Origin of the sequence: Neorhizobium galegae, from assembly GCF_021391675.1 — a bacterium.
Classification (GTDB): domain Bacteria; phylum Pseudomonadota; class Alphaproteobacteria; order Rhizobiales; family Rhizobiaceae; genus Neorhizobium; species Neorhizobium galegae_B.
This window is the reverse complement of record NZ_CP090095.1, coordinates 1,950,893-1,976,541: the sequence shown is the minus strand read 5'-3', so window position 1 is coordinate 1,976,541 and position 25,649 is coordinate 1,950,893. Positions and strand designations below refer to the sequence as shown.

The 25,649-nt window shown below is 62.6% G+C and carries 23 protein-coding genes; 4 read left to right on the top strand and 19 right to left on the bottom strand.

Annotated features, from left to right (window positions below; all coding sequences use genetic code 11):
* Nucleotides 1-2 precede the first annotated feature (2 nt).
* The 5 genes from LZK81_RS09920 to dusB form a co-directional block, all read right to left on the bottom strand.
* Nucleotides 3-1,367: a sigma-54-dependent transcriptional regulator gene (locus LZK81_RS09920; RefSeq protein ID WP_046606311.1), complete on the bottom strand. Its 1,365-nt coding sequence runs from the start codon at nt 1,365-1,367 to the stop codon at nt 3-5.
* Entirely contained in the window at nt 1,357-3,630 is a 2,274-nt protein-coding gene (locus tag LZK81_RS09915) for a sensor histidine kinase NtrY-like (protein ID WP_046624434.1), read from the bottom strand. Before LZK81_RS09915 ends, LZK81_RS09920 begins: the two co-directional genes overlap by 11 nt.
* 220 nt (nt 3,631-3,850) lie before the next feature.
* On the bottom strand, nt 3,851-5,302 hold the full coding sequence (gene ntrC, locus LZK81_RS09910; RefSeq protein WP_046606310.1) for a nitrogen regulation protein NR(I): 1,452 nt from the start codon (nt 5,300-5,302) through the stop codon (nt 3,851-3,853).
* Nucleotides 5,299-6,447 carry a two-component system sensor histidine kinase NtrB gene (locus LZK81_RS09905; RefSeq protein WP_046608898.1) on the bottom strand — a complete coding sequence of 383 codons (1,149 nt, stop codon included), beginning with the start codon at nt 6,445-6,447 and terminating at the stop codon, nt 5,299-5,301. The genes ntrC and LZK81_RS09905 overlap by 4 nt, the downstream gene beginning before the upstream one ends.
* Entirely contained in the window at nt 6,444-7,463 is a 1,020-nt protein-coding gene (gene dusB, locus LZK81_RS09900; protein ID WP_046624016.1) for a tRNA dihydrouridine synthase DusB, read from the bottom strand. The genes LZK81_RS09905 and dusB overlap by 4 nt, the downstream gene beginning before the upstream one ends.
* Nucleotides 7,464-7,621: 158 nt before the next feature.
* Between dusB and LZK81_RS09895 the strand changes: the two genes are divergently transcribed.
* Nucleotides 7,622-8,842, top strand: coding sequence for a bifunctional 2-C-methyl-D-erythritol 4-phosphate cytidylyltransferase/2-C-methyl-D-erythritol 2,4-cyclodiphosphate synthase (locus tag LZK81_RS09895; RefSeq protein WP_233956076.1), 1,221 nt, complete (start codon nt 7,622-7,624; stop codon nt 8,840-8,842).
* Nucleotides 8,839-9,342 (top strand): CinA family protein, encoded by a 504-nt coding sequence (locus LZK81_RS09890; RefSeq protein WP_046606306.1) that lies wholly within the window; start codon nt 8,839-8,841, stop codon nt 9,340-9,342. The genes LZK81_RS09895 and LZK81_RS09890 overlap by 4 nt, the downstream gene beginning before the upstream one ends.
* On the opposite strand, the gene LZK81_RS09885 is transcribed toward LZK81_RS09890, so the two are convergent.
* Nucleotides 9,333-9,800 carry a type II toxin-antitoxin system RatA family toxin gene (locus LZK81_RS09885; protein ID WP_233956074.1) on the bottom strand — a complete coding sequence of 156 codons (468 nt, stop codon included), beginning with the start codon at nt 9,798-9,800 and terminating at the stop codon, nt 9,333-9,335. The two genes, LZK81_RS09890 and LZK81_RS09885, sit on opposite strands and share 10 nt — an antisense overlap.
* Before the next feature lie 9 nt (nt 9,801-9,809).
* Entirely contained in the window at nt 9,810-10,400 is a 591-nt protein-coding gene (locus tag LZK81_RS09880) for an AAA family ATPase (RefSeq protein WP_233956072.1), read from the bottom strand.
* A gap of 303 nt (nt 10,401-10,703) precedes the next feature.
* Here LZK81_RS09880 and LZK81_RS09875 point away from each other — a divergent pair, with 303 nt between their 5' ends.
* Nucleotides 10,704-10,889, top strand: a complete 186-nt coding sequence (locus tag LZK81_RS09875) for a hypothetical protein (protein ID WP_037087239.1) — start codon at nt 10,704-10,706, stop codon at nt 10,887-10,889.
* Nucleotides 10,890-10,909: 20 nt separating this feature from the next.
* Here LZK81_RS09875 and lipA read toward each other — a convergent pair whose 3' ends face one another.
* From lipA to LZK81_RS09820, 11 genes are all read right to left on the bottom strand, one after another.
* Complete coding sequence (gene lipA / locus LZK81_RS09870) at nt 10,910-11,884, bottom strand: lipoyl synthase (RefSeq protein WP_046606302.1); 975 nt, start codon at nt 11,882-11,884, stop codon at nt 10,910-10,912.
* A 37-nt stretch (nt 11,885-11,921) separates the two neighbouring features.
* Nucleotides 11,922-12,167: a GlsB/YeaQ/YmgE family stress response membrane protein gene (locus tag LZK81_RS09865; RefSeq protein ID WP_233956071.1), complete on the bottom strand. Its 246-nt coding sequence runs from the start codon at nt 12,165-12,167 to the stop codon at nt 11,922-11,924.
* Nucleotides 12,168-12,241: 74 nt separating this feature from the next.
* Nucleotides 12,242-13,687: a dihydrolipoyl dehydrogenase gene (gene lpdA, locus LZK81_RS09860; RefSeq protein WP_233956070.1), complete on the bottom strand. Its 1,446-nt coding sequence runs from the start codon at nt 13,685-13,687 to the stop codon at nt 12,242-12,244.
* Between the two features lie 61 nt (nt 13,688-13,748).
* Nucleotides 13,749-14,387, bottom strand: a complete 639-nt coding sequence (locus tag LZK81_RS09855) for an SGNH/GDSL hydrolase family protein (RefSeq protein ID WP_233956068.1) — start codon at nt 14,385-14,387, stop codon at nt 13,749-13,751.
* A gap of 66 nt (nt 14,388-14,453) precedes the next feature.
* On the bottom strand, nt 14,454-15,812 hold the full coding sequence (locus LZK81_RS09850; RefSeq protein ID WP_233956067.1) for a pyruvate dehydrogenase complex dihydrolipoamide acetyltransferase: 1,359 nt from the start codon (nt 15,810-15,812) through the stop codon (nt 14,454-14,456).
* A 15-nt stretch (nt 15,813-15,827) separates the two neighbouring features.
* Entirely contained in the window at nt 15,828-17,207 is a 1,380-nt protein-coding gene (locus tag LZK81_RS09845) for a pyruvate dehydrogenase complex E1 component subunit beta (protein WP_046624022.1), read from the bottom strand.
* 18 nt (nt 17,208-17,225) lie between these two features.
* On the bottom strand, nt 17,226-18,296 hold the full coding sequence (gene pdhA, locus LZK81_RS09840) for a pyruvate dehydrogenase (acetyl-transferring) E1 component subunit alpha (protein ID WP_046606296.1): 1,071 nt from the start codon (nt 18,294-18,296) through the stop codon (nt 17,226-17,228).
* A gap of 194 nt (nt 18,297-18,490) precedes the next feature.
* Nucleotides 18,491-18,808 carry an FtsB family cell division protein gene (locus LZK81_RS09835; RefSeq protein ID WP_233956065.1) on the bottom strand — a complete coding sequence of 106 codons (318 nt, stop codon included), beginning with the start codon at nt 18,806-18,808 and terminating at the stop codon, nt 18,491-18,493.
* Nucleotides 18,809-18,970: 162 nt separating this feature from the next.
* Nucleotides 18,971-20,245 carry a phosphopyruvate hydratase gene (gene eno / locus LZK81_RS09830; RefSeq protein WP_046606294.1) on the bottom strand — a complete coding sequence of 425 codons (1,275 nt, stop codon included), beginning with the start codon at nt 20,243-20,245 and terminating at the stop codon, nt 18,971-18,973.
* Nucleotides 20,246-20,355: 110 nt separating this feature from the next.
* Nucleotides 20,356-21,204 carry a 3-deoxy-8-phosphooctulonate synthase gene (gene kdsA / locus LZK81_RS09825; RefSeq protein WP_046608911.1) on the bottom strand — a complete coding sequence of 283 codons (849 nt, stop codon included), beginning with the start codon at nt 21,202-21,204 and terminating at the stop codon, nt 20,356-20,358.
* Between the two features lie 4 nt (nt 21,205-21,208).
* Entirely contained in the window at nt 21,209-22,081 is an 873-nt protein-coding gene (locus LZK81_RS09820; protein ID WP_233956063.1) for a VOC family protein, read from the bottom strand.
* A gap of 200 nt (nt 22,082-22,281) precedes the next feature.
* Here LZK81_RS09820 and lexA point away from each other — a divergent pair, with 200 nt between their 5' ends.
* Nucleotides 22,282-23,001 carry a transcriptional repressor LexA gene (lexA, locus tag LZK81_RS09815; RefSeq protein ID WP_046606291.1) on the top strand — a complete coding sequence of 240 codons (720 nt, stop codon included), beginning with the start codon at nt 22,282-22,284 and terminating at the stop codon, nt 22,999-23,001.
* On the opposite strand, the gene LZK81_RS09810 is transcribed toward lexA, so the two are convergent.
* Entirely contained in the window at nt 22,982-25,489 is a 2,508-nt protein-coding gene (locus LZK81_RS09810) for a ComEC/Rec2 family competence protein (protein WP_233956061.1), read from the bottom strand. The genes lexA and LZK81_RS09810 overlap by 20 nt on opposite strands.
* Nucleotides 25,490-25,649: the final 160 nt, after the last annotated feature.

Below are 25,649 nucleotides of genomic sequence, written 5' to 3'. Positions count from 1 at the left end.
GGTTACACACCGAGCGACTTGAGCTTGCGGTGCAAGGCCGAACGTTCCATGCCGACGAATTCCGCGGTGCGGGAAATATTGCCTCCGAACCGGTTGATCTGGGCGATCAGGTAGTCGCGCTCGAACATTTCGCGGGCTTCGCGCAGCGGCAGCGTCATGATGTGATAATCGCCCTTGGCGGAAACCTTGGGCAGCATGTCGCCGAGATCGGTCGGCAGCATGTCGGCGGAAATCGGCGAATCCGGACCGTCGGAACGGGCAAGGATCATCAGCCGCTCGATATTGTTGCGGAGCTGGCGGATATTGCCCGGCCAGTCATGGGCCTGCAGGACGGCCATGGCGTCCTCGCCGATCTTGCGGGGACGGATGCCGGCCTGTTCGGAAATCTGGCGCATGAACATATCGACCAGGAAAGGAATGTCCTCGCGGCGTTCGGCGAGCGCTGGCACCTTGACCGGCACGACCGCCAGCCGGTGGTAGAGATCTTCGCGAAACGAGCCGTCGGCGATCAGGCTTTCGAGATTGTAGCAGGTCGAGGAGATGATGCGGACATCCACCTTGACGCGCTTGGAACCGCCGACGCGTTCGAACTGCTGGTCGACCAGTACACGCAAGATCTTGTTCTGGGTCTCGCGCGGCATTTCGCCGACTTCGTCGAGATAGAGGATGCCGCGATGGGCCTCTTCCAGCGCGCCGATCTTGCGCGCCTGGCCGGGAGCCCCTTCGGTACCGAACAGAGCGACCTCCATGCGATCGGGCGTGATCGTCGCGGCGTTCAGCGCCACGAACGGACCGGTCACGCGAGACGACCGCTTGTGGATCATTCGCGCCACCAGTTCCTTGCCGGATCCGGAGGGGCCGAGGATCATCACGCGGCTGTTGGTGGGCGCGACCTTCTCGATCGTCTGGCGAAGCTGCGAGACGGCAACCGACGTGCCGACCAGCTCGGCCGCGTCGCCGGTGCGCTTCTTGAGCTCGGTCACCTCGCGCTTCAGCTTGGAGTTTTCGAGCGCCCGCTCGGCGATCAGGATCAACCGGTCGGCCTTGAACGGTTTTTCGATGAAGTCGAAGGCACCGCGCTTGATCGCCGAAACAGCGGTCTCGACATTGCCGTGGCCGGAGATCATCACGACGGGCAAATCTGGGTGCCGGCTCTTGACCTCGTCGAGCAGCGCCAGACCGTCGAGTTTCGAGCCCTGCATCCAGATATCCAGGAAAACCAGCCGCGGCACGCGATCGGATATCGCTGCCAGCGCGCTGTCGCTGTCGTGAGCCGTGCGGGTTTCATGGCCCTCATCGGACAAAATACCTGAAACGATATCGCGGATATCCGCCTCGTCATCTACGACCAGAATATCAGACGCCATAAGCCAATTCCTTGTTATTATCCGTTCCCGGCACCGCCACCTGCTCCAGATGCGGCAGCAGCACCCTGATCATGGCGCCCTTGCCATGATCGAAATCGGCGGGAGCATCGTGCAGTTCGAGCTGCCCGCCGTGTTCTTCAATGATCTTCTTGACGATGGCGAGCCCCAGACCCGTGCCCTTGTCGCGCATGGTCATGTACGGCTCGAGGATGCGGTGCCGGTTTTCGGCCGGCAGGCCGCTGCCATTATCGATGATGTCAACCACATAGGTGTCGCGCTCCGCGTCGTAGACCGAGCGCACCTTGACCTTGCGGCCGTCGCGCTCCTGATCGCTCGGAACCGCCTCGATCGCCTCGACGGCGTTCTTGATGAGATTGCCGAAGGCCTGGCCGAGCATGCGCGCATCGAACATGCCCTTCAGCGGCTCGTCGCCAAGTTCGCGGATGAAATCCACATGGGTCGTGCCCATCTCGCGCAGGAAGATCGCGTCGCGCAGGATATCGCGCAGATCTGCCTCTTCCTTGGCGGGTTTCGGCATGCGGGCAAAGGAGGAGAATTCATCGACCATGCGGCCGATATCGCCGACCTGGCGCACGATCGTATCGGTGCACTGGTCGAAGACGGCGCGGTCGTCCTCGGCGATCTGCTTGCCGTAGCGACGCTTGAGGCGTTCGGCCGAAAGCTGGATCGGCGTGAGCGGGTTCTTGATCTCGTGGGCGATGCGGCGGGCGACATCCGCCCAGGCGGTCGATCGCTGGGCGATGACGAGATCGGTGATATCGTCGAGCGTCACCACATAGGAATCATGCGCGGAGCGCTGTTCCTCGCGGGTGACCTGAACCGACAGCGTCCGCTCCTTGCCGCCGCGGATCAGGTTCACCTGCTTGCGGAACTCGCCGCGGGCTCTGGTGCGCGCCTCGGTCAGGACGTGGTCGATCTCCGGCGCGACATCCTCAAGCTTCTCGCCCATCAGCTGTTCGGCGGGAACGCCGAGGAAATGCTCCGCGGACGGATTGACGATGGTAATGCGGCGATCTTCCTCGACGCCGATGACGGCGGCGGTGACGCCGGACAGAACCGCCTCGATGAACCGGCGGCGGTCGTCAACTTCATCCTTGGCCTCGAGGATCTCGTCGCGCTGGCTGCGGATTTCGGAAATCATCTTGTTGAAAGTGCGCGACAGGCTGCCGACGTCGCCATCGGCGGCGCGCACCGGCACGACGACGTTGAGATTACCGGTCGCGACGCTGTCGGCGGCACTGATCAGCAGCCGGATCGGCCGGACGATACGGTCGGCAACCGCGATCGCCGTCCAGATCGCCGCGAGCAGCACGATCAGCGCGAAACCGAGATAGAGCACCGCAAAGGCGATCTGCAGCGATGTGCGGCCGGCCTCCATCGCCCGGTATTCGGCAGCGTTCTCCTCCATCAGCCGCATGGCCGAGATGACCTTCGGATCGACGGCACGGATCGTATAGAGATAGGAGCCCGGGATGGCGTCGAGCTTGATGACGGCGCCGACGAGGTTGGTGACGCCTGGCGGGATCAGCGTCGGCTGGCCGGCCGCCGCCGTCTTCAGCGCATCCTCCGGGATCGCCGGCAGCGGCTTTTCGGTCTTGATGTCGGCCTGGACGATCGCCTGACCGTCCTCGCGCACCAGAAAGGCCCCGAGCATTCCGCGCCCCCGCGCCTGGCGGGTCATCAGGTCCACGAAACCCGTCCGGTCGAGATAGAACATCGGCCGGTTGCGCTCGAGGTCGTTCGACATCGATACGGTCTGGCCCTGAAGATAGCTGGCATTCTCGAGCATATAGGCCCGTGCGACGTCCTGGGACGACTGCACGATCGACTGCGTCCGCAGCGAGAACCAGCGGTCAAGGCCGACATTGAGCGTGAGGCTCGCGAAGATCGCCACCAGGACCGCCGGCGTGATCGCCACGATCGAGAACAGCACAACGATGCGGACATGCAGGCGGGCGGCGGCACGACCGCGGTTGCGCGCCTTCACCAGCCGGACGATCTCGCGGCCGATCAGATACATCAGGCCGAGGATGAAAAGCGAATTCAGCGCAGCCGAGGCGATCACGACATTGGTGGTCGGAGCGATCGGCGTCAGGCCGAGCAGGATGAACAGCGTCACCGACGCGCAGATCAAGGCTCCGCCGGCGAGCAGAAGGCCGGGGAGCGCAAACGACGCGCGCCGATCCTGCACTGACACCGCTGGCTCGTCTTCGGCCATCGGCGCTGTTACGCCTTCCGTCATCGAATCCACTCCGATCCCCAAAACCCTCGCGGGAGATCGATCCAACCCGGTCAGACCGGGCGAAGCGACAGCCACTTTCCAGAAAAGGGCTGGCCTACCCCATCAACGGCCGCCACTCCGTCGAGCATTCACCAAACCCTGCGTGACCTTTAAGCAACGCAATGTGGCGAAAATGCAACGATGAGCGGAAGGTGTCAAGCAGTCGGGAACAAACTAACCATCAAGCGCCGCGAGAGCTGCGATAGACCGAGACGCCCAGTTCCCGGATCTTCTTGCGCAGCGTGTTGCGGTTAAGGCCGAGGAGATCGGCCGCCTTGATCTGGTTGCCGCGGGTGGCCGTCAGCGCCGCCAGGATGAGCGGATATTCCAGCTCCGTCAGGACGCGATCGTAGAGGCCCGGCGGCGGCAGGTTTTCCCCGAAGCTCGCGAAATAGGTGCGCATGTTTTCTTCCACGGCCTGCGCGATGGTGAGCGAACCGCTGCGGGTGCCCATCTTGTCGATCGGGCTGTCGGGAACATCCGAGCGCAGCTCCGATTCGATGATCTCGCGGCTGATGACCTCCTGTGGATAAAGCGCCATCAGGCGGCGAACCAGGTTTTCCAGCTCGCGCACGTTGCCGGGCCAGGCATAGGCCTTCATCAGATCCAGCGCCTCGCTGTCGAAACGCTTGGCATCCAGCCCTTCCTTCTCGGCCATCTGCATGAAGTGACGCACCAGATCCGGAATGTCCTCGGCACGGTCACGCAAGGGAGGCAGGCGCAGCGGCACGACGTTGAGGCGGTAATAAAGGTCCTCACGGAAGAGGCCCTGGTTGATCAGGTGCTTCAAATCCTTGTTGGTGGCCGCGACGATGCGGACATCGGTGCGGATGGGCGTACGGCCGCCGACGGTCGTGTATTCGCCCTGCTGCAGGACGCGCAGGAGACGTGTCTGGGCGTCCATCGGCATGTCGCCGATCTCGTCGAGGAAGAGGGTTCCGCCCTCCGCCTGTTCGAAGCGGCCGGTGGAGCGGTTCTGGGCGCCGGTAAACGCGCCCTTCTCATGGCCGAAGAGTTCCGATTCGATCAGGTCGCGCGGGATGGCGGCCATGTTGATCGCCACGAACGGACCGTTGCGCCGCTTGCCATAGTCATGGAGCGCACGGGCGACCAATTCCTTGCCGGTGCCGGACTCACCGGTGATCATCAGCGTCAGGTCGGTCTGCATCAGACGCGCGAGCACCCGGTAGATTTCCTGCATGGCGGCGGAGCGGCCGACCAGCGGCATGCCGTCCTGCATGTCGTCGTCGAGGCGGGCAGGCTTGCGCTTCGGCTCGGCGAGCGCCCGGCCGATGATGGCGATCAGCTCGGTCAGGTCGAACGGTTTCGGCAGGTAGTCGTAGGCACCTTTCTCAGACGCCTTGATGGCCGTCATGAAGGTGTTCTGGGCACTCATGACGAGCACCGGGAGCTCGGGCCGCGCCTTCTTGATGCGCGGCAGAAGGTCGAAGGCGTTCTCGTCCGGCATGATCACGTCGGTGACGACGAGATCCCCCTCGCCGGCCGAAATCCATCGCCACAGGGTGGCGGCATTGGAGGTGATGCGCACTTCGTAGCCAGCCCTGGTCAAGGCCTGGTTCAGAACGGTGCGGATGGCCGCGTCGTCGTCGGCGACAAGGATCGTGGCAGTCATTTTACGTTTCCTGTGGAGTTCAAGGCGCGGCCGTCGGTGGCCTCTTCCTTGTGCATGGGCATCAGAACACGGAATATCGTCCGGCGCGCCTGGCTGTCGCATTCGACGATGCCGCCATGGCCGCCGATGATCTTGGCGACCAGGGCCAAGCCCAGGCCGGAGCCGTTCGTCTTCGTGGTGATGAAGGGATCGAAAAGATGCGGCACGAGGTCGGTCGGAACGCCCGGTCCGTTGTCGATGACGCAGAATTCGAGCGGCAGGGAGATCTTGTCCCGGGTGCCGGCGACCGAAAGCTTGATGCCGGGGCGATAAGCGGTGGTCAGCATGATTTCGCCGTCCGGCTGGTCGCCGACGGCTTCGGCCGCGTTCTTGATGAGGTTGAGGAAGACCTGCACCAGCTGGTCGCGGTTGGCAAAGACCGGCGGCAGCGACGGGTCGTACATTTCGGAAATCTTGATGTTGCGGGCAAAACCGGCCTTGGCGACCGCCTTCACGTGATCGAGCACCGAATGGATGTTGAGGGCTATGCGATCGACCGGCCGTTCGTCGGAGAAGACTTCCATGCGGTCGACCAGCGAGACGATCCGGTCGGTCTCGTCGCAGATCAGCTGGGTCAGCGCCCGGTCGTCGTCGGGAACGACGCTTTCCAGAAGCTGGGCGGCGCCGCGGATGCCCGAGAGCGGGTTCTTGATCTCGTGGGCGAGCATGGAGGCCAGACCCGTTACCGAACGAGCGGCGGCGCGGTGGGTGAGCTGGCGGTCGATCTTGTCCGCCATGGAGCGTTCCTGGAAGACGACGACCACCGAGCCCGGCTCGCTGACCACGGGCGCGACATAGAGATCGACCAGCTTGTCCTGGCCGAGACGCGGCGACGACAGGTCGACGCGGTATTCGTTGACGGGCGCTTTACGCTCGCGCACCTGGTCGATCAGGGCGAGAAGCGGGCTGCCGAAGGGGATGAAGGTGGAGATCTTGTTCTTGGCGAGATGGGAGGCGCTGGCGCCGAAGAAGGCCTCCGCCTCCCAGTTCGCGAACGCGACCTTGCCCGCCGCATCGACCAGGATCACCGGGTTCTGCACCGAGTTGAGGACAGCCATGGCGAGCGCGTTGCCGATCGTGGCATCCTGCGCCGGGGACTTGCTCATGCGGCCTCCTTCTGAGCGGCGGCGGGTTGGCCGCCGAGCGCTGCAATCATCCGGCGCGAGACATCGGCCGGGTCTTTCGAAATCATGATGGCGGCCTTTTCTTCGACGGGCAGATTCGACGCGTAGCGATCGAGATACCAGCCGAGCTGTTTTCGCGCATGGCGGAGGCCGGCCTCGCGGCCGTAGAGCTCCAGCATCGCTTCATAGTGTTCGACGACCAGATCGGCGATCTCGGCCTGCGACGGCGCGGCGTGGCCGGCGAGCCAGCCGACATGCCACGGACGCCCTTGAGCACCGCGGCCGACCATGACCGCATCGGCACCGGAGCGCGCCAGGATACCTTGAGCGTCCTCGGGCGATTCGACGTCGCCATTGGCGATCAGCGGGATGGAGATCGCGTCGCGCACCGCGCGGATCGCATCCCAGTCCGCCCTGCCCTCGTAGAACTGCATGCGGGTGCGGCCGTGGATCGTGACCAGCTGGATGCCGGCCTGTTCGGCACGGCGGGCGATCTCGGGCGCGTTGATGGAGTTCTCGTCCCAGCCGAGCCGCATCTTCAGCGTTACCGGCACCTTGACCGCATTGACGGTCGCTTCGATCATGGACAGGGCGTGGTCTGGATCGCGCATCAGCGCCGAGCCCGAATAACCGCCCGTCACCTTCTTGGCCGGACACCCCATGTTGATGTCGATGATGTCTGCGCCGTTGTCGGCGGCGATCCGTGCGGCTTGCGCCATCGGCTGCGCCTCGCGACCGGCGAGCTGCACCATGTGCGGCGAAATCCCGGCGCCCTTGAGCCGCGCCCATGATTCGCCGCGGTTGAGAATGAGTTCACCGCTGGCGACCATTTCCGTCACGACCAGCCCGGCGCCATAACGCCAGGCAAGCCGCCTGAACGGCAGATCGGTGACGCCGGACATCGGCGCCAGGACGACGCGATTGCGAATGGCGACAGGCCCGATCTGAAAAGGCTTGGCAAGATCTTGAAAACTCAAATGATGATCTTTCGGGCACATGAGATTGTTGCACTATTTTTATTCAGGTCTCGGGCGTTTGCCAAGAGCAATTCCGGAACTGCGTTATTTTTGAGCGGCATGCTGGAATTCAGGCTTTTGGTCCTATAGTTCTGCGCCTGTCAATCCAAAACGAATTACGGGTCGGGGACGACAAAGCCATGACAATCGGTTCCAAGACAATCGGTATCGTCATCGTCGCCGCGGGCCGCGGGGAACGGGCGGGCTCTGCGGAGGAAGGTCCGAAGCAATACAGGCGGATCGGAGCCAAGCCGGTCATCGCCCACACGCTCGAACGGTTTCTCACCTGGCCCCGAAGCGGCCCGATCGTCGTCGTCATCCATCCGGACGACGAGGCGCTGTTCGCGGCGGCGACCGTCGATGTCAGGGGCGCGGGCAGCGTGATCACCACATTCGGCGGCGAGACCCGGCAGCGCTCGGTCTATGAAGGCCTGCGCGCCCTCTCCGGCACCGAGGCCACCCATGTGATGATCCACGATGCGGCGCGGCCGTTCGTCGACCACGGCGTGCTCGACCGGGTGGCGCAGGCGATCGATGAAGGACAAGACGGCGTGCTGCCGGCCATTCCCGTCAGCGACACTCTGAAACGCGGCGGTTCCGACGGGCTGGTGCACGAGACCGTGCCCCGCTCCGGCCTCTATGCCGCACAGACGCCGCAGAGCTTCCTTCTCTCGGAAATCCGCACCGCCCATGAAAAGGCGGCGGCCCTGCGCCGCGAGGATTTTACCGACGACGCCTCGATCGCCGAATGGGCCGGTCTGCCGGTGACGCTGGTGGAAGGATCGGTCGACAACATCAAACTCACCGTGAAGCGGGATATCGCCATGGCCGACGAAAAACTCTCGCAGACCCGGTCCTCGACTGCCCTTCCCGATGTGCGGACCGGCAACGGCTACGACGTGCACCAGCTGGAACCCGGCGACGGGGTGACGCTTTGCGGCGTGTTCATTCCGCACGACCAGAGGCTCAGCGGCCATTCGGATGCCGATGTCGCCCTGCATGCCTTGACCGACGCGCTGCTCGCCACCTGCGGCGCCGGCGATATCGGCGACCATTTTCCGCCGTCCGACATGCAATGGCGCGGGGCGCCGTCGAAAATCTTTCTCGACCATGCGGCGAAGATCGTCCGCGAACGCGGCGGCACGATCATGAACGCAGACATCTCGCTGATTGCAGAAGCCCCGAAGATCGCCCCGCACCGCCAGGAGATGCGCGAAACCCTCTCCGAGATCCTCGGCATTTCGCTCGACCGCTGCTCGGTGAAAGCGACCACCAACGAGAAGATCGGCTTCATCGGCCGCCGCGAGGGCATCGCCGCGATCGCCACAGCGACCGTCGTTTATCGCGGAGACGCCGCGTGAGCCTGTTTCCCGCCGATATCGAGGACCAGGCCCGACAGATCGTTGCCGATTTCACGGCGCGCGGGAAAATGGTCGCAACCGCCGAATCCTGCACTGGCGGGCTGATCGCCGGGGCGTTGACGGAGATTTCCGGCTCGTCGGCCGTCGTCGACCGCGGTTTCGTCACCTATACGAACCAGGCGAAGATGGACATGCTCGGGGTGGCGGACGCCACCCTGGCGTCGCATGGCGCGGTGTCGAAGGAAACGGCGCTGCAGATGGTGCATGGCGCGCTTTATCGCTCGCAGGCGAGCGTGGCGGTTGCGGTGACCGGCATTGCCGGTCCCGGCGGCGGATCAGCGGAAAAACCGGTCGGCCTGGTGCATCTGGCTGCGAAAAGCCGCTTGGGGAAAATCCTGCACCGGGAAATGCTGTACGGCGATATCGGCCGCACGGAGGTCAGGCTTGCGACGGTGCGCACTGCGCTCGCGATGCTGACCGAGGTGGCCGCTCAGGCGTAGATCTTGTCGGCCCGCTTTTCGAAGGCTTCGGCGAACATGCGGAAGGCGCGGTCGAACATCGAGCCCATCAGGGCGCCGAGAATCATGCTCTTGAATTCGTAATCGATGAAGAAATGCACGATGCACCCCTCTGGGCCGGCATCCGGCGAACCGTCGGCCGCCGGCTCGAACCTCCAGCGGTTGTCGAGATATTTGAACGGTCCCTCGATATATTTCACGTCGATGATCCGCTCGGCCGGATTGAGCAGGACCTGGGTGGTGAAGGTCTCGCGGATCGCCTTGTAGCCGACGGTCATATCGGCCACGAGCAGCGTCTTGCCGTCCCGCTCCTTGGAAGAACGTACGGTCAATGCTTCGCAGAGCGGCAGGAACTGCGGATATTTTTCGACATCGGCAACGAGCGCGTACATCTGTTCGGCGCTGTGCTTGACGGGGCGGCGGATTTCGAACTTTGGCATGATCCCGAGTTAAGCGTCCGCTCTGATAAGATCAAGAAGATCGCGCATCTCGCGACGGGATTTCAACACCAGAACCGGCTTTCCGGCCGCGTGGGCTGCCAACCCGGCAAGCACGCGCGGGCCATAGACCCTCTCCCAGGTCCAGACGAAGCGGAGGAAATCGAGATCGATCTTTTCCGGGCAGCCGGGTGCCATTTCCGGGCGGGTGCCTCCCCTGTTGGTGATCCAGCGGCCGAGAATGCCCCAGACGCACAGCCAGCGCGGCATGCGCACCCAGATGACGAGATCGCTGCGCGGCACGCGAAGGTCGAAAGTGGACGTATTGGTGCCGTCCATGATCCAGCGTTCACCGGCAGTCAACTCGGCGATTATGCGATGCTGTTCCGGCTTTTCGCGCTGCACCCAGCCCGGCAGCCAGAGCACATCCCGGTCGATCGAGATGTAGGCAAGCCCGAAGCGGCGGGCGATCTTCTGCGACAGCGTCGATTTGCCGCCGCCGGAACAGCCGATGACCAGAATCCGATCGGCACCGAGTATCTTGTGTGCTGCTTCGGCAATTCCCACGTAACGGATCGCATTCGCGCCAGATTCCATATCCATCATGCTCTCCCGTGAATCAGGCTCTCGGTATCGTGACTGGCGGTAACTGCCGATGACGACAGGAGGATTTCAATGTCAAACAGACGGCGCTATAGAGATCGCCGAATGCGATTGTGACAGAGCTTTGACGCGGACGTCGGAGGGGCTGGTTCAACCACCGGTCATTTGTTGATGTCAGACGGCATTCAGATTAATTAGATTTAATGTAGCATCCATCCGGTTGCAGTGATCCAGAGTCGCAAGCGCGCGTACAATTGGTATACTCAACCGACAGCAGACCGGGCGCAGCCGAAAGAGGCATCCATGGACGATTTCTCGCAGATGATAAAGCTGCTCGAATCCGCAAAGCAGCTTGCAGACATGAACCAGCTCCCCATGCTCGTCTATCTCATTGAAATGGCTAAGGCCGAAGCGCGCGGCCACAGGTTCACGCTGCGCGAAAGACGACGCGGACAGGACAAGAGCGAAAAGATCCAGGCAGCCGAATAAGCCTGGAACCGGCTGCCGCCCTACTCGGCGGCGGCCAGGACTTTCTTCTCGCGCGCGGCCTTGAGGCGGGCGAAATCGTCGCCGGCATGGTGCGAAGACCGGGTCAGCGGGCTGGACGACACCATCAGGAAACCCTTGGAATAGGCAACGGTCTCGTAGGACTTGAACTCCTCCGGCGTGACGAAGCTTTCTACCTTATGGTGCTTTCGGGTCGGCTGCAGATACTGGCCGATCGTCAGGAAATCGACGTCGGCGGTGCGCAGATCGTCCATCAGCTGCAGCACTTCGTTGCGCTCTTCGCCAAGCCCCACCATGATTCCCGACTTGGTGAACATGGTCGGATCCAGCTCCTTCACCCGCTGCAGCAGCCGGACGGAGTGGAAATAACGGGCGCCGGGGCGCACCGTCAGATAGTTGCCCGGCACGGTTTCCATATTGTGGTTGAACACGTCCGGCTTGGCGGCGACGACGCGCTCCAGCGCACCGGGCTTCTTCAGGAAGTCGGGCGTCAGGATTTCGATCGTCGTTGCCGGCGACGCGGCACGGATCGCCCAGATCACCTTCTCGAAATGTTCGGCGCCGCCGTCGGCCAGGTCATCGCGGTCGACGGAGGTGATGACCACGTGGGACAGGCCCATCTGCTTGACGGCCTTGGCGACGTTTTCGGGCTCTTCCATGTCGAGCGCGTTCGGCTTGCCGGTCGCCACGTTGCAGAAGGCGCAGGCGCGGGTACAGATCTCGCCCATGATCATGAAGGTGGCGTGCTTCTTGTCCCAGCACTCGCCGATATTGGGGCAGCCCGCTTCCTCGCAGACCGTGACCAGCTTGTTTTCCTTCACGATCGCACGGGTTTCCTGATAACCCTTGGAGACCGGTGCACGAACGCGGATCCATTCCGGCTTGCGCATCACCTCGGTATCGGGACGATGCGCCTTTTCCGGATGACGGACGCGCTTTTCATCGCCGGATGCGATCGTGTCGAGAATGGTGACCATAGATACCTGCTTTCAACCGCTTGGAGCGCGGCTACCGTCAGCGCCTGACGAGTTTGGCGATAAATAGCAAAATGCAGGAGCCGATGAAACCTGCAACCAGGTAACCCAGCCATCCGTCTGCAACATGGATGTTGAACCTGTTGAAGATGCCGTTGGCGAGAACCGCGCCGACGATGCCGATGACGATGTTCATGAAAATGCCGAAGCGGACATCCATCAGCTTGCCGGCGAGCCAACCCGCCAGGCCGCCGATGATGATTGCCGCAATCCAACCTATCTGCATGCTACGCTCCCGTTCCAGAGACACTCATATGGGCGGCGCCTCGCCGTGGAACAATCCCCGGCAAGGCTATCTCGTCAGGCATTCAGCGCCCGGCCATAGGCGTCGAGCACGCTTTCCTTCATCGTCTCGGAGATGGTCGGATGCGGGAAGATGGTGTGCATCAGCTCCTCTTCCGTCGTCTCCAGGTTCATGGCGACGACGAAGCCCTGGATCAGTTCGGTGACTTCGGCACCGACCATGTGGGCGCCGATGAGTTCGCCGGTCTTCTTGTCGAAGATGGTCTTGACGAGGCCCTGGTCCTCGCCGAGCGCGATCGCCTTGCCGTTGGCGACGAACGGGAAACGGCCGACGCGGATGTCGCGGCCCTGCTCTTTCGCCTTGGCTTCAGTGAGGCCGACGGAGGCGACCTGCGGATGGCAATAGGTGCAGCCCGGGATTTTCAGCTTGTCCATCGGATGGACATTCGGCAGGCCGGCGATCTTTTCGACGCAGATGACCGCTTCATGCTCGGCCTTGTGGGCGAGCAGCGGCGGGCCGGCGACGTCGCCGATCGCATAGAGGCCGGGCACATTGGTCTTGCCGTAGCCGTCGATGACGATGAAGCCGCGGTCTGTCTTCACGCCGAGTGTCTCAAGGCCGATGCCTTCGATATTGGCCTGGACGCCGACGGCCGAGATCATCCGGTCGGCGGTGATCGCTTGCGTCTTGCCGTCCTTGAGTTCGATCGTCGCGGTGACCGAGTTGTCACCCTTCTCGACCTTGGCGACCTTGGCTTCGAGCAGGATCTTCATGCCCTGGCGCTCGAACTGCTTCTTGGCGAGCGCGGAGATCTCCGCGTCCTCGACCGGCATGACCTGGCTCATGATCTCGACGACGGTGACCTCGACGCCCATGGTGCGGTAGAAGCTCGCAAACTCGATGCCGATCGCGCCCGAGCCCATGACCAGCAGCGACTTCGGCATCTCTTCCGGCTTCATCGCCTCGAAATAGGTCCAGATCAGCTTGCCGTCCGGTTCGATGCCGGGAAGTGCGCGCGGGCGGGCGCCTGTCGCAATGATGATGTGCTTGGCGGTATAGGTGCCCTCGCCCAGCGTATTCTTCGGGATCGGGCCAACCGGTTCGACCGGCTTCTTGGCGGTCTTCGAAACGACGACCTCACCCGGCTTGGTAAGCTTCGCCTCGCCCCAGATGATGTCGACCTTGTTCTTCTTGAACAGGAAACCGACGCCGTTGTTCATGCGGTGCGCGATGCCGCGCGAGCGGTCGACGATCGCCTTGACGTCCGGCTTGATCGTGCCTTCCAGCGTCAGGCCGTAATCTTTCGCATGGGTCGCGGTGTGCATGACGTCGGCCGAGCGCAGAAGCGCCTTGGTCGGAATGCAGCCCCAGTTGGAGCAGATGCCGGCGAGGTGCTCGCGCTCGACGACGGCGACCTTCAGCCCGAGCTGGGATGCCCGGATGGCGGCGATATAACCGCCGGGACCGGAACCGATAACGATGACGTCGTAGGATTGAGCCATTGCTTTCCTGCCTTCTCATTGGGGGGCCAGCTCCAAGCGGCCCGCCTCGGGAAATCTTGTTCTACAGCCCCAGCATCATCCGGACGACGGGCTCGAGGCCGCGTCCGATGGCTCGGGTATTTTCTGCATCGAGATGCACGCCGTCGATCGGTGTCGTTTTGGCGACCGAACCCGCATCGAAGAAGCCGCAGCCTAGTTCGTCGGCGAGGTCCCGATAGAGCGATGCGAGCATCGAAGACTGCTCGATGGCTCCCCGATACAGCGCTCCGGTCATCGGGTTTGCGGTCTCGCAGAGCCTCGGCGGCGACACGATAAGGATTTCAGGCGTGTCGCATTCCCGGCCCCAGTCGTGGAAGCGCACGAGGCTGACCAGCTTCTTCACACCCTGCCGCGCGCCCATGGCCGTGCCGTGGATGATCGGCTTCAGGTCATTGGTGCCAAGCATGATAATGACCAGCTCGAGAGGACCATGGCTATGAAGGGCTGTCGGCAGCAGCCGCGCACCATTGCGATCGCAATCGGCAAGCCCGTCGTCATAGGCGGTGGTACGACCGCCGAGACCCTCAGCGACCACATTGACCGCGGGACCGAGCGCTGCCTGCAGCACGCTCGGCCAGCGATCTTCGAAGGCATGGCGGCCGCCGGTCGCGGCATCCGTACCCCAGGTCAATGAATCGCCATAGCAGAGAACGGTTTTCATGGACGCACCTCCGATACCCCTCCCCCTTGCGGACACCCTCCCCGCAAGGGGGAGGGAAAGACCGGACTACACCAGCATCGCCATCGGGTTTTCGATGTAGCGCTTGAAGGCGGACGCGAGTTCCGCGCCGAGCGCGCCGTCGATGACGCGGTGGTCGAAGGCGAAGGTTGCCGTCATCACCGTGCCCACCTTGATCTCGCCGTTCTTGACGATCGGCTTCTCGACGCCTGCGCCGATCGAGACGATCGAGGCCTGCGGCAGGTTGACGATCGAGGTGAAGTTGGAGACGCCGAACATGCCGAGGTTGGACACGGATGTCGTGCCGCCCTGGTATTCCTCCGGCTTCAGCTTCTTGTCGCGGGCGCGCCTGGCCAGATCCTTCACCTCGTTTGAGATGGCGGACAGCGTCTTCGTTTCAGCCTTGCGGACGATCGGGGTGATCAGGCCGTCCGGGATGGATACGGCCACGCCGACGTCCGCATGCTTGTGCAGCACGCGGGCCGTCGAGGTCCAGGAAGCATTCGCCATCGGGACATCGCGCAGAGCGAGCGCCATCGCCTTGATGATGAAGTCGTTGACCGACAGCTTGAAGGCCGGAACCTCGCCTTTGTCGGTCTTCTTCATCGGCGAAGACTTGTTGATCTCGGCGCGCAGCTTCATCAGCGCGTCGAGCTCGCAATCCATCGAGACGAAGTAGGACGGAACCGTCTGACTCGACTCGGTGAGGCGCGAGGCGATCGTCTTGCGCATGCCGTCATGCGGCAGAAGCTCGTAGGAGCCCTCGGGGAAAAGCTTCAGGACGGTATCGTCCGCCGGCCCCTTGGCCATGGCCGGCGCCGGTGCGGCGGCGGCCTGCGGAGCGACAGCCGGTGCAGCCTTTGCGCCGCCGGAAGCCACAGCCTTTTCGATATCGGCCTTGACGACGCGTCCATGCGGGCCGGAGCCGGAAACGGCGGACAGATCGAGGCCGGCTTCCTTTGCGAGGCGACGGGCGAGTGGAGACGAGAAGGTCTTTGCGCCGGACGACGATGCCGGAGCAGCAGCCGGAGCCGGTGTAGCGACAGCAGGCGCCAGTTCGGACGCCTTCTGAACCGGAGCGGCTTCCGCCTTCGGAGCGGGTGCAGCCTCGGCCTTCGGAGCCGGAGAAGCACCGCCGCCGGCAGCGGCGGCCGAGACATCCTCGCCATCGGCGGCAAGGATGGCGATCAGCGCATTGACCTTGACGCCTTCGGTACCGGCCGCCACGACGAGCTTGGCAACGGTGCCCTCATCTACGGATTCGACTTCCATGGTCGCCTTGTCGGTCTCGATCTCGGCGAGCACGTCGCCCGACTTGACCTTGTCGCCTTCCTTGACGAGCCACTTGGAAAGATTGCCCTCTTCCATGGTGGGAGACAGGGCAGGCATGGTGATGTTGATCGGCATCGAAACATCCTCCCCTTATCTGTAGCAGACGGTTTTCACCGCCTGGACGACTTCGCCGACATTCGGCAGCGCCAGCTTTTCGAGATTGGCCGCATAAGGCATCGGAACGTCCTTGCCGGCGATCGTCAGGATCGGCGCATCGAGATAATCGAAGGCCTGCTGCATGACGCGGGTGGCGATTTCCGTGCCGACCGACGACTGCGGATACCCTTCCTCGACGGTGACGAGGCGGCCGGTCTTCTTGACTGATTCGATAACCGTCGGCAGATCCATCGGCCGGATGGTGCGAAGGTCGATCAGTTCGACGTCGATGCCTTCCTTTTCCAGCTCGGCGATTGCCTTGAGGGAATAGGTCATGCCGATGCCGAAGGACACGATGGTAACGTCCTTGCCCTTTTTGTGGATGCGGGCCTTGCCGATCGGCAGGACGAAATCGTCGAGCTTCGGCACCTCGAACTGGTGGCCGTAGAGGATTTCGTTTTCGAGGAAGATAACCGGGTTCGGATCGCGGATGGCCGCCTTCAGGAGACCCTTCGCGTCGGCTGCGGTGTACGGCATGACGACCTTGAGGCCCGGGATCTGACTATACCATGCGGCATAATCCTGGCTGTGCTGGGCGCCGACGCGGGCGGCGGCACCGTTCGGGCCGCGGAACACGATCGGCGCACCCATCTGGCCGCCGGACATGTAGAGCGTCTTGGCGGCGGAGTTGATGATCTGGTCGATCGCCTGCATGGCGAAGTTGAAGGTCATGAATTCGACGATCGGCTTCAGGCCCGCCATGGCGGCACCGACGCCGACGCCGGCAAAGCCGTGTTCGGTGATCGGCGTGTCGACGACGCGACGGGGTCCGAATTCCTGCAGCAACCCTTGCGTGATCTTGTAGGCGCCCTGGTATTCGGCGACTTCCTCGCCCATGACGAAGACGTCTTCGTCGCGGCGCATTTCCTCGGCCATGGCGTCGCGAAGCGCTTCGCGAACGGTGGTCATGACCATTTCGGTACCGGCCGGGATATCCGGATCGGCAGCGGCCTCGGCCTTCGGCTGGGCCGGGACCGGAGCAGCCGCCGGCTTTTCTTCCGGGGCAGCCTGAGCTTCAGCCTTCGGAGCCTCCTTGGCAGGTGCCGAAGAACCGATCGCATCGGCGCTTTCGCCGTCCTGCAGGAGCACGGCGATCTTGGTGTTGACCTTGACGTTTTCGGTTCCGGCTTCGACCAGCAGTTTGCCGATCACGCCTTCATCGACGGCTTCCACTTCCATGGTTGCCTTGTCGGTCTCGATTTCGGCGATCACGTCGCCGGAGGTGACCTTGTCACCCTCTTTTTTCAGCCACTTGCTGAGCGTACCTTCCTCCATGGTCGGAGAAAGGGCGGGCATCAGGATATCGATTGGCATTGGGTTCCCTCCCCGCGATCAGAGCAGAATGTCGGTGTAGAGCTCGGACGCATCCGGCTCCGGATCGGCCTGGGCAAAATCGGCGCTATCCGAAACGACGTCGCGGATATCCTTGTCGATCGCCTTCAGCTCGTCCTCGGTCGCCCAGCCCTTTTCGATGAGGCGCAGACGCACCTGCTCGATCGGGTCGTGCTCGGAGCGCATCTTCTGCACCTCGTCCTTGGATCGATATTTCGCCGGGTCGGACATGGAGTGGCCGCGATAACGGTAGGTGAGCATTTCGAGAATGATCGGGCCCTTGCCGGAGCGGCAATGCTCGAGCGCCTCGTCGCCGGCAGCCTTGACGGCGCGAACGTCCATGCCGTCGACCTGGATGCCCGGAATACCGAAGCCGGAACCACGCAGCGAGTAGTTCGACTGCGCCGTTGCACGGGCCGTCGAGGTGCCCATCGCATAGCGGTTGTTCTCGACGATATAGACGATCGGCAGCTTCCAGAGGGCTGCCATGTTGAAGCTCTCGTAGACCTGGCCCTGGTTGGCCGCGCCGTCGCCGAAATAGGCGACCGAGACGCTGTCATTGCCACGGTACCTGTTGGCGAAGGCGAGACCGGTGCCGAGCGAGACCTGGGCACCGACGATGCCGTGGCCGCCGTAGAAATTCTTTTCCTTGGAGAACATGTGCATCGAGCCGCCCTTCCCCCGGGAATAGCCACCCTTGCGTCCCGTCAGCTCCGCCATGACGCCACGTGCGTTCATGCCGGTTGCCAGCATGTGCCCGTGGTCGCGATAGGCGGTGATAACCTGGTCACCGTCCTGCTGCGCCATCTGCATGCCGACGACGACCGCTTCCTGGCCGATATAGAGATGACAGAACCCGCCGATGAAGCCCATGCCGTAGAGCTGGCCGGCCTTCTCCTCGAAACGGCGTATCAGGAGCATCTCACGATAGGCGTGAAGATCCTGATCCTTGCCGAAATCCGGCGTATTCTTGCCCGTAAACTCCTTGGCGGAGGATTTCGAGGCAGATTTGATTGCAGACTTTGCCGCTGGTTTGCGGCCGGATACAGACGCGGTCTTGGTCGGCGCCATTCATCCCTCCCTTTGAGTTCTGCGTTGAGAGCGAGATTGCGCCCTGACGTGTATCGCCAGATTCCCACTCTGGTTTCGGGGCGTACCATAGGCAAGAAAGGCTGCCCCAGCAATGCCATAAATGCATGGCTCACATTCCGCGCAACCTACTGAAAAGGTTACAGAAATGTAAAATTAACCGAAATCAGGTTAATTTAGAAGTAGTTGTTGAAGATGACGATTTCGTCGCCCCGGGAAATATTCAGCTGATAGCGGGCGATCTCGTCCAGCATGTCCTTGTCGAGCGAGCCGTCGCTCATCAGCTGAACCTGCCGCTCCAGCGTCTCGCGCCGAGCGGTCAACTTTGCGAGCTCGCCTGCACGCGCCTGCCGCTGACGTTCGAATTCCTCCGTGGCGATCAGGCCGAGATCACCGTGGATGGAATGATAGCCGAAATAGGAAAGAAACGCGACTGTGATGGCTGGAAGGGCAAAACGGCCGAATCTTCTTTTCTTATGATGCTTTGTCCACATGCCGCTCTAACGCCTTGCCACGCTTACGGGATCTCAAATCGGATCCGAAACAGAGCTTCAAATTCGCAGAACTTGCTTAAGCAATCGTTGACCAGAATCATGACGCGAAAAAGCCCGCGCTTTTGACGCGGGCTTTCATTGGAAATGTCGGATTGAAAAGCCTCAGGCTTTCAGGATGCCGCGGCCGGCATAAACGGCCTGCGGACCCAGCATCTCCTCGATGCGGATGAGCTGGTTGTACTTGGCAAGCCGGTCGGAACGCGACAGCGAGCCGGTCTTGATCTGTCCGCAATTGGTGGCCACGGCGAGATCGGCGATCGTCGAGTCTTCGGTTTCGCCCGAGCGGTGCGACATGACGGCGGTGTAGGCCGCCTTGTGGGCAGTCTCGACGGCATCGAGCGTTTCCGACAGCGAGCCGATCTGGTTGACCTTGACGAGGATGGAGTTGGCGACACCCATCTTTATGCCGTCGCGCAGGCGCGCCGAATTGGTGACGAACAGGTCGTCGCCGACGAGCTGGCACTTGGCGCCGATCTTGTCGGTCAGGTACTTCCAGCCGGCCCAATCGTCTTCCGCCATGCCGTCTTCGATCGAAATGATCGGGTACTTGGCTGCAAGCTCGGCCAGGTAATCGGCCATGGCTTCCGGCTCGAGCGTACGGCCCTCGCCTTCCATTTCGTACTTGCCGTTCTTGAAGAATTCAGTCGAGGCGCAATCGAGCGCCAGGCAGACGTCGTCGCCAGGCGTGTAACCGGCCTTCTCGACCGATTTCATGATGAAGTCGAGGGCTTCCGACGCGCTCTTCAGGCCCGGTGCGAAACCGCCTTCGTCGCCGACATTGGTATTGTGGCCCTGGGCCGCCAGTTCCTTCCTGAGGACGTGGAAGATCTCCGAGCCCATGCGCACGGCGTCCTTCAGCGTATCGGCGCCGACCGGCATGACCATGAATTCCTGGAAGTCGATCGGGTTGTCGGCATGGGCGCCGCCGTTGATGATGTTCATCATCGGGACCGGCAGGACATGCGCGTTCGGACCGCCGACATACCGGTAGAGCGGCAGGCCGGACGTTTCGGCGGCAGCCTTGGCGACGGCGAGCGAGACGCCGAGGATGGCATTGGCGCCGAGGCGCGACTTGTTCGGCGTGCCATCGAGCGCGATCATCGTCTTGTCGATATGGATCTGGCTTTCGGCATCAAAACCGCCGATCGCATCGAAGATCTCGGTGTTGACGGCTTCGACCGCCTTTTCGACGCCCTTGCCGTGATAGCGCTTGCCGCCGTCGCGGAGTTCGACGGCTTCGTGAGCGCCGGTGGAGGCGCCCGACGGAACGGCCGCACGGCCCATCGAACCGTCTTCCAGATAGACATCCACCTCTACGGTCGGATTGCCGCGGCTGTCGAGAATTTCGCGAGCGATGATATCGGTGATGGCGGTCAAGGGTCTCTCCCTGGGTTTGGACTTGACGTCACGAGGTCACTGAAAATGTCTCATAATCAATGACACGAAAATTACAATCGAAGCAGTTTGCGCGCTTTTTGTGGGCGGGCTCAAGCCGCCTTGGCAACGGCATCGAGCGCGAGCAGCTTTTCGAGCAGCCGCGGCATGTCCTTCAGATGCACCATGTTGGGGCCGTCCGAGGGCGCGTTGTCCGGATCCTCGTGCGTTTCGATGAACAGGCCCGCTATGCCGACGGCGACCGCTGCCCGCGCGAGGACCGGCACCATGGTGCGGTCTCCTCCGGTGGAGCCTCCCTGCCCGCCAGGCTGCTGTACGGAATGCGTCGCATCGAAGATCACCGGCGCGCCCATGGACGCCATGATCGGCAGCGAACGCATGTCGGAGACCAGCGTGTTGTAGCCGAAGGAGGCGCCGCGCTCGCACAGCAGAACGTTCGGGTTGCCGCTCTGGGTGATTTTGGCGAGCACGTTCTTCATGTCCCAAGGTGCCAGGAACTGGCCCTTCTTGACGTTGATGACGCGGCCGGTCTTGGCGGCGGCGACAAGCAGATCCGTCTGGCGGGACAGAAAAGCCGGGATCTGCAGGATGTCCACCGTCTTTGCGACGACAGCGCATTGTTCTTCCGTATGAATGTCGGTCAGAACCGGAAAGCCGAATTCCTGCTTCAGGTCTGCGAAGATTTCCATGGACTCTTCGAGCCCGATGCCGCGCTTGCCGGAAATCGACGTGCGGTTGGCCTTGTCGTAGGAGGATTTGTAGACGAGGCCGATACCGAGCTTGCCGCAGAGTTCCTTGAGCGCGCCTGCCATCATGAAGGCGTGGTCGCGGCTTTCCATCTGGCAGGGGCCGGCAATCAGCGACAGTTTTGCGTCCTGCGCGAAAACCACCTTGCCGTCTCCTTCGCCGACGGAGACGCTGGAATTTGCGGTAACTTCCATGAACCTATTCCTCGAAGCCGAACAAAACACCCTGGCCGGGCGCCGCCGAGACGAGAACACGGCCCTCCCGGCGGACGAATGCGACGTCATTAGCAGCAAGGGTGATCTCTGTCACGGCAAGATCGGCCGTCTTGAAGATGATCAGCCGGCCGCGCAGCCCCTCGGCATCCGGCGTCGACGGCAGGGCGAATTCCGCATCGAGTTCGTGATCCTGCAGGATGCGAATGCGGGCATTGGCCGCGGCAAGCTCGATCGACGCAGCCTCCGGCTTGGCCTTTGTCATCAGCACCTGCTCGGCCAGGGGTGCGAAATCGGAGGGCGCCGATGCCGACAGGATGATCTCGCTCAGCCCCATGACCGCATTGGAATGGCGCTCCAGCTCGTCGCGATCGGCCGGCAGGGGATTGATGCGCTGACAGGAAAACATCAGGAAGTCGGGCGCCCGGTCATCACCCGCAAAAGCCAGCCGGAAGCTCGCCTGGGTTTCGGTACCGTCGGCCAAGGTCATCCCGCGGGAGAATTCCAGCACGTCGCCTGCCGAAACGCCACGCATCTTGAAACGTGCGTGATCGGCCATCGCGTCGCCCGTGGCGACAACGAGCGCCGAGAAGCCCTGCCTGTCGCGTCCCTTGCGGAAGGCCAGATCGCGTGCGGTAAAAACGTTGCCGCGTTTGGCGGCAGCGCTTGCATGACGGCGATTGGCAACAGCCAGCGGCTCCAGATAGCTGCCATCCGAGAAGAACACACAAGCATTGGCTGTGCCGAAAGGATGAAAAGCGTCGGGCGCAACTGTAAAACCAAGCTTCGTGAGCCGGGAACGCGCAGCGGTAAGTCCCGCCACCGGCAGCACGAGATGATCGATTGGTCTTGCGTTCACGCGAGGGCCCCCGGATTTGGAATCGCAAAGCTACTTTGGCAGCCGGCTCGCGCCGCGCAAGTGGTGAGACCCGAGATATCTGGCACGCATCTATGAAGAAAAAATCATCATACTTCACAGAAATTTAGGGACTTGCAGAACACATATGGAACATATAGTGTCTGTTCTGGATTTGTTTCCGACTCTGAGGGTGCCAAAAGATGCTCACGCGCAAACAACAGGAATTGCTTCTGTTCATTCACGAACGCATGAAGGAATCCGGCATCCCGCCGTCATTCGACGAAATGAAGGACGCTCTCGACCTCGCGTCCAAGTCCGGCATCCACCGCCTGATCACCGCGCTCGAGGAGCGCGGCTTCATCCGCCGCCTGCCAAACCGGGCCCGGGCGCTCGAAGTCATCAAGCTGCCGGAAGCCTACTCGCCGAGCATGCAGCCGCGGCGCGGGTTTTCGCCGAGCGTCATCGAGGGAAGCCTCGGCAAACCGCAGCCGGTCGCAACGCCTCAGAAACCCGCCGCCAACGACGATTCACCGAACGCCACGACCGTGCCGGTCATGGGCCGCATCGCTGCCGGTGTGCCGATCTCGGCGATCCAGAACAACACGCATGACATCGCCGTGCCGGCCGAGATGCTCGGTTCCGGCGAGCATTATGCGCTCGAGGTCAAGGGTGATTCGATGATCGAGGCCGGCATTCTCGACGGCGATACCGTGATCATCCGCAACAGCAATACGGCCAATCCGGGCGACATCGTCGTGGCGCTGGTGGACGACGAGGAAGCGACGCTGAAGCGCTTCCGCCGCCGCGGCGCCTCCATCGCCCTCGAAGCCGCCAACCCGGCCTACGAAACCCGCATTTTTGGGCCGGACCGGGTGAAGATCCAGGGCAAGCTCGTCGGCCTCATCCGCCGGTATCACTGATCATCTGCCGGAGCGGTTCCGGCAAGGAACTATCGAAACCCTGGCTTCGCCAATCATAGTGGCGGTGCCGGCTCCAGGGACGGTCTCCGCCCGCCATGGCGGCACGGATCTGCCAGCGCCGAATGTCGGTCGCGCCGTTGAGGGAAATCTCCAGGGCTCCCGCCTTGCGAAGCGTGGCACCATTGATCATCAGGGCGCCGGACCGGCATTGGTCGAAGCGGGCACGCGGCGCAATGACAAGATTGGCGGCGTCGCAGGCGGCACCCGCATAACGGCCATCCTCGACAGCGATAACGATGCCCTTGCCCATGCTTGCCGCACACCAGGCCGTCGGCTCACAGGCGAAGCGGCCGGCAGGCGCCTGTTTTATCCTCGACTTCGCCGTTTCGAGTTCCTGTGGGGTCAGTTCGCGGCGCTCGTTGGTTTTCGCGCCGGGTGGCCTGTCGTCGGGTGGCTTGTCCCTGGATGGCGACATTTCAGGCTTGGTGGGATCGCCGAGCAAAAGCGCCCTCTTCCATTGATCGTAGACGAAGTCGGGCGGGTGGGCGCGATTGGTGGCGACCCCTTTCCCGTCTACAAGTGCTACCATCGTCCCGTCTTCCGAGATCAGGATATTCGGCAGGGGCATCGACCGCTCATGCCAGGAAAGCAGCAGAGCGGTCACCATCAGCGGCAGGCCTATCAGCCTCAGTCTCGTCCTCAGCAGGGTCAGCAGCAGAAAACCTGCCGTCGAGACGGTCAGGAACCAGGGATGCTGTCGCCCCATGCCGACATCGCCGCCCCAGGCGGCGACGTGTTTGGCGATGGCAATCACCCACTCCAGGCCGAGGCCCATGAGCTTCATGAAGGGAGCATCGAGGCCGAACGGCATCAGCAGCATGCCGGCCAGCCCGGCCGGCATGACCACGAAGGAGATGATCGGCATGGCGGCGAGGTTGGCGGCAAGGCCGTAGGTGGCGATACGGTGGAAATGCTCGACCGAGAACACGGCGGTCGAGATGCCGCCGATCAGCGAGGTCACGAAGATGCCAGCCGCAAAATTCCAGGATGCCAGCACCGGCGTCACCATAGGGTGACGGAATGGCAGAGGTTCGGGATCGCGGCGTTCCGCCCTGTGTTTCCAGAGTGCGTAGCCGGCGACCAGGGCGGCGGTGGCGGCAAACGACATCTGGAAGCTCGGCCCCAGTGCTTCCGAGGGCGACATCGCGATGATCACCAGCGCGGACAGGGCTACATTGCGCAGGCTGATCGAGGGCCGATCGAAAAGCACCGCGACCAGCATGATCGCCATCATGATATAGGCCCGCTCGGCGGAAACGCCGAAACCCGAGATCAGGTAATAGGCCGTCGCCATCATCAGGGCGCCGAGTGCGGCGATCTTCTTCACCGGATAGGCCTGGGCGAAGCCCGTGAAGACGGAAAGCACGGTGCGCACGCCGACAAAGAAGATGCCGGCGGCGAGCGCCATGTTCAGCCCGGAAATGGCGACGATATGGGCGAGGCCCGACAGTCGCAGCGCCTCGGTGGTGTCTTCGGAAATCGCCCGGCGCTCGTCCGTGACGATCGCCGCGGCAAAGGCGCCGGGATCTCCGGGCACTGTCTCCCGGATACGGGTTGCGATTGCACTGCGCAGATCGAAAAGCTGGGTTTCAACGTCCTCTATCCAGCTCCGGGTTGACGGAAGAGTAGCCTGCTTTTTCGGCGCCCCATAGAAAAATCCAACCGCGCCGATACCGTCGAAATAGGAAGAAAAGGCAAAGTCGTTGAGGCCGGGCAAGGCGGGTCCCGACGGGGGTGAAATGCGGGCGCGGCCGCTGATCGTCTCGCCGGTCTGGGCAGGCTCATGGCGGGACCTTGCCAGCAGCGATACACGCTGCGGTGGGCGCCTGACTTGCGGATTGGAGGTCCGCTCGATGCGGACGATATAACGCCAGCGGCCCTGGGCGTCGCTCTCCCTGCGCTCGACCACGCCGGCAAGCTCGGTCGTGACAGGCGTATCGAGAATGACGGTGGACCGCCTCCAGGTCTCCAACTGCGCCAGCATCATGCCTGCGAGAAAGAGTGCGAGAGCGAGCGGCAAGAGGTGCGTGGCGCCGGACCGGTAGCGCGAGACAGCCACAAATATCGCGCAGACGCAAAAGAGGAGGAAATACGGCCAGAAAGCCGGGGTCTGCGGCAGCGCAAACCAGCAGGCGGCCCCTGCCCCGACGACAACGGGCAGAAAAAGGAAGCCATGGCCATAGACCGCCTCCTCCTCCAGCATGACCGGCAGACGGCGCCGCAGCCGGTCAAGGCGTCGGCTTGGGGAGCGGCGAAAAGCCCCGCCTGACGTATGAACCGGCGCGCTGCGCTCGATCGCGGGAAAAAGCTCGGCCAGATCCCGCACCTTGACCGAGTCGGATGCGCCTCCGTTTATGCGGAGATCCGGCGGCCGGGATATCAGCTTCCCTGCCTGGGCACGCGTCGGAAATGCATCTTCCTCCGGCATGAAACGCTCTGTTCGCCCGACCGCCAAACATGCGGCAATGCAACCTGCGCGCTTCCTCCTCAGTCGTCAACTGGCCGTTAAATATCGGGAATTCCAAGGCGCGGACTAGGCTTGCAACAGGAAGTTGGACATCCAAGCAAAAGCCGCTGCCCAATAATTT

Bases quoted from the DNA above. Each gene is read 5' to 3' on its own strand.
- LZK81_RS09885 (WP_233956074.1), bottom strand. From the start codon at position 9,800: ATGCCAAAGTTCGAAATCCGCCGCCCCGTCAAGCACAGCGCCGAACAG.
- ntrC (WP_046606310.1), bottom strand. From the start codon at position 5,302: ATGACTGCCACGATCCTTGTCGCCGACGACGACGCGGCCATCCGCACC.
- LZK81_RS09810 (WP_233956061.1), bottom strand. From the start codon at position 25,489: ATGCCGGAGGAAGATGCATTTCCGACGCGTGCCCAGGCAGGGAAGCTG.
- lpdA (WP_233956070.1), bottom strand. From the start codon at position 13,687: ATGGCTCAATCCTACGACGTCATCGTTATCGGTTCCGGTCCCGGCGGT.
- LZK81_RS09875 (WP_037087239.1), top strand. From the start codon at position 10,704: ATGGACGATTTCTCGCAGATGATAAAGCTGCTCGAATCCGCAAAGCAG.
- kdsA (WP_046608911.1), bottom strand. From the start codon at position 21,204: ATGGAAGTTACCGCAAATTCCAGCGTCTCCGTCGGCGAAGGAGACGGC.
- lexA (WP_046606291.1), top strand. From the start codon at position 22,282: ATGCTCACGCGCAAACAACAGGAATTGCTTCTGTTCATTCACGAACGC.
- LZK81_RS09915 (WP_046624434.1), bottom strand. From the start codon at position 3,630: ATGACGGAAGGCGTAACAGCGCCGATGGCCGAAGACGAGCCAGCGGTG.
- lipA (WP_046606302.1), bottom strand. From the start codon at position 11,884: ATGGTCACCATTCTCGACACGATCGCATCCGGCGATGAAAAGCGCGTC.
- LZK81_RS09850 (WP_233956067.1), bottom strand. From the start codon at position 15,812: ATGCCGATCAACATCACCATGCCTGCCCTGTCTCCCACCATGGAAGAG.
- LZK81_RS09880 (WP_233956072.1), bottom strand. From the start codon at position 10,400: ATGGATATGGAATCTGGCGCGAATGCGATCCGTTACGTGGGAATTGCC.
- LZK81_RS09905 (WP_046608898.1), bottom strand. From the start codon at position 6,447: ATGAGCAAGTCCCCGGCGCAGGATGCCACGATCGGCAACGCGCTCGCC.
- dusB (WP_046624016.1), bottom strand. From the start codon at position 7,463: ATGTGCCCGAAAGATCATCATTTGAGTTTTCAAGATCTTGCCAAGCCT.
- LZK81_RS09865 (WP_233956071.1), bottom strand. From the start codon at position 12,167: ATGCAGATAGGTTGGATTGCGGCAATCATCATCGGCGGCCTGGCGGGT.
- LZK81_RS09835 (WP_233956065.1), bottom strand. From the start codon at position 18,808: ATGTGGACAAAGCATCATAAGAAAAGAAGATTCGGCCGTTTTGCCCTT.
- pdhA (WP_046606296.1), bottom strand. From the start codon at position 18,296: ATGGCGCCGACCAAGACCGCGTCTGTATCCGGCCGCAAACCAGCGGCA.
- LZK81_RS09845 (WP_046624022.1), bottom strand. From the start codon at position 17,207: ATGCCAATCGATATCCTGATGCCCGCCCTTTCTCCGACCATGGAGGAA.
- LZK81_RS09895 (WP_233956076.1), top strand. From the start codon at position 7,622: ATGACAATCGGTTCCAAGACAATCGGTATCGTCATCGTCGCCGCGGGC.
- LZK81_RS09855 (WP_233956068.1), bottom strand. From the start codon at position 14,387: ATGAAAACCGTTCTCTGCTATGGCGATTCATTGACCTGGGGTACGGAT.
- LZK81_RS09920 (WP_046606311.1), bottom strand. From the start codon at position 1,367: ATGGCGTCTGATATTCTGGTCGTAGATGACGAGGCGGATATCCGCGAT.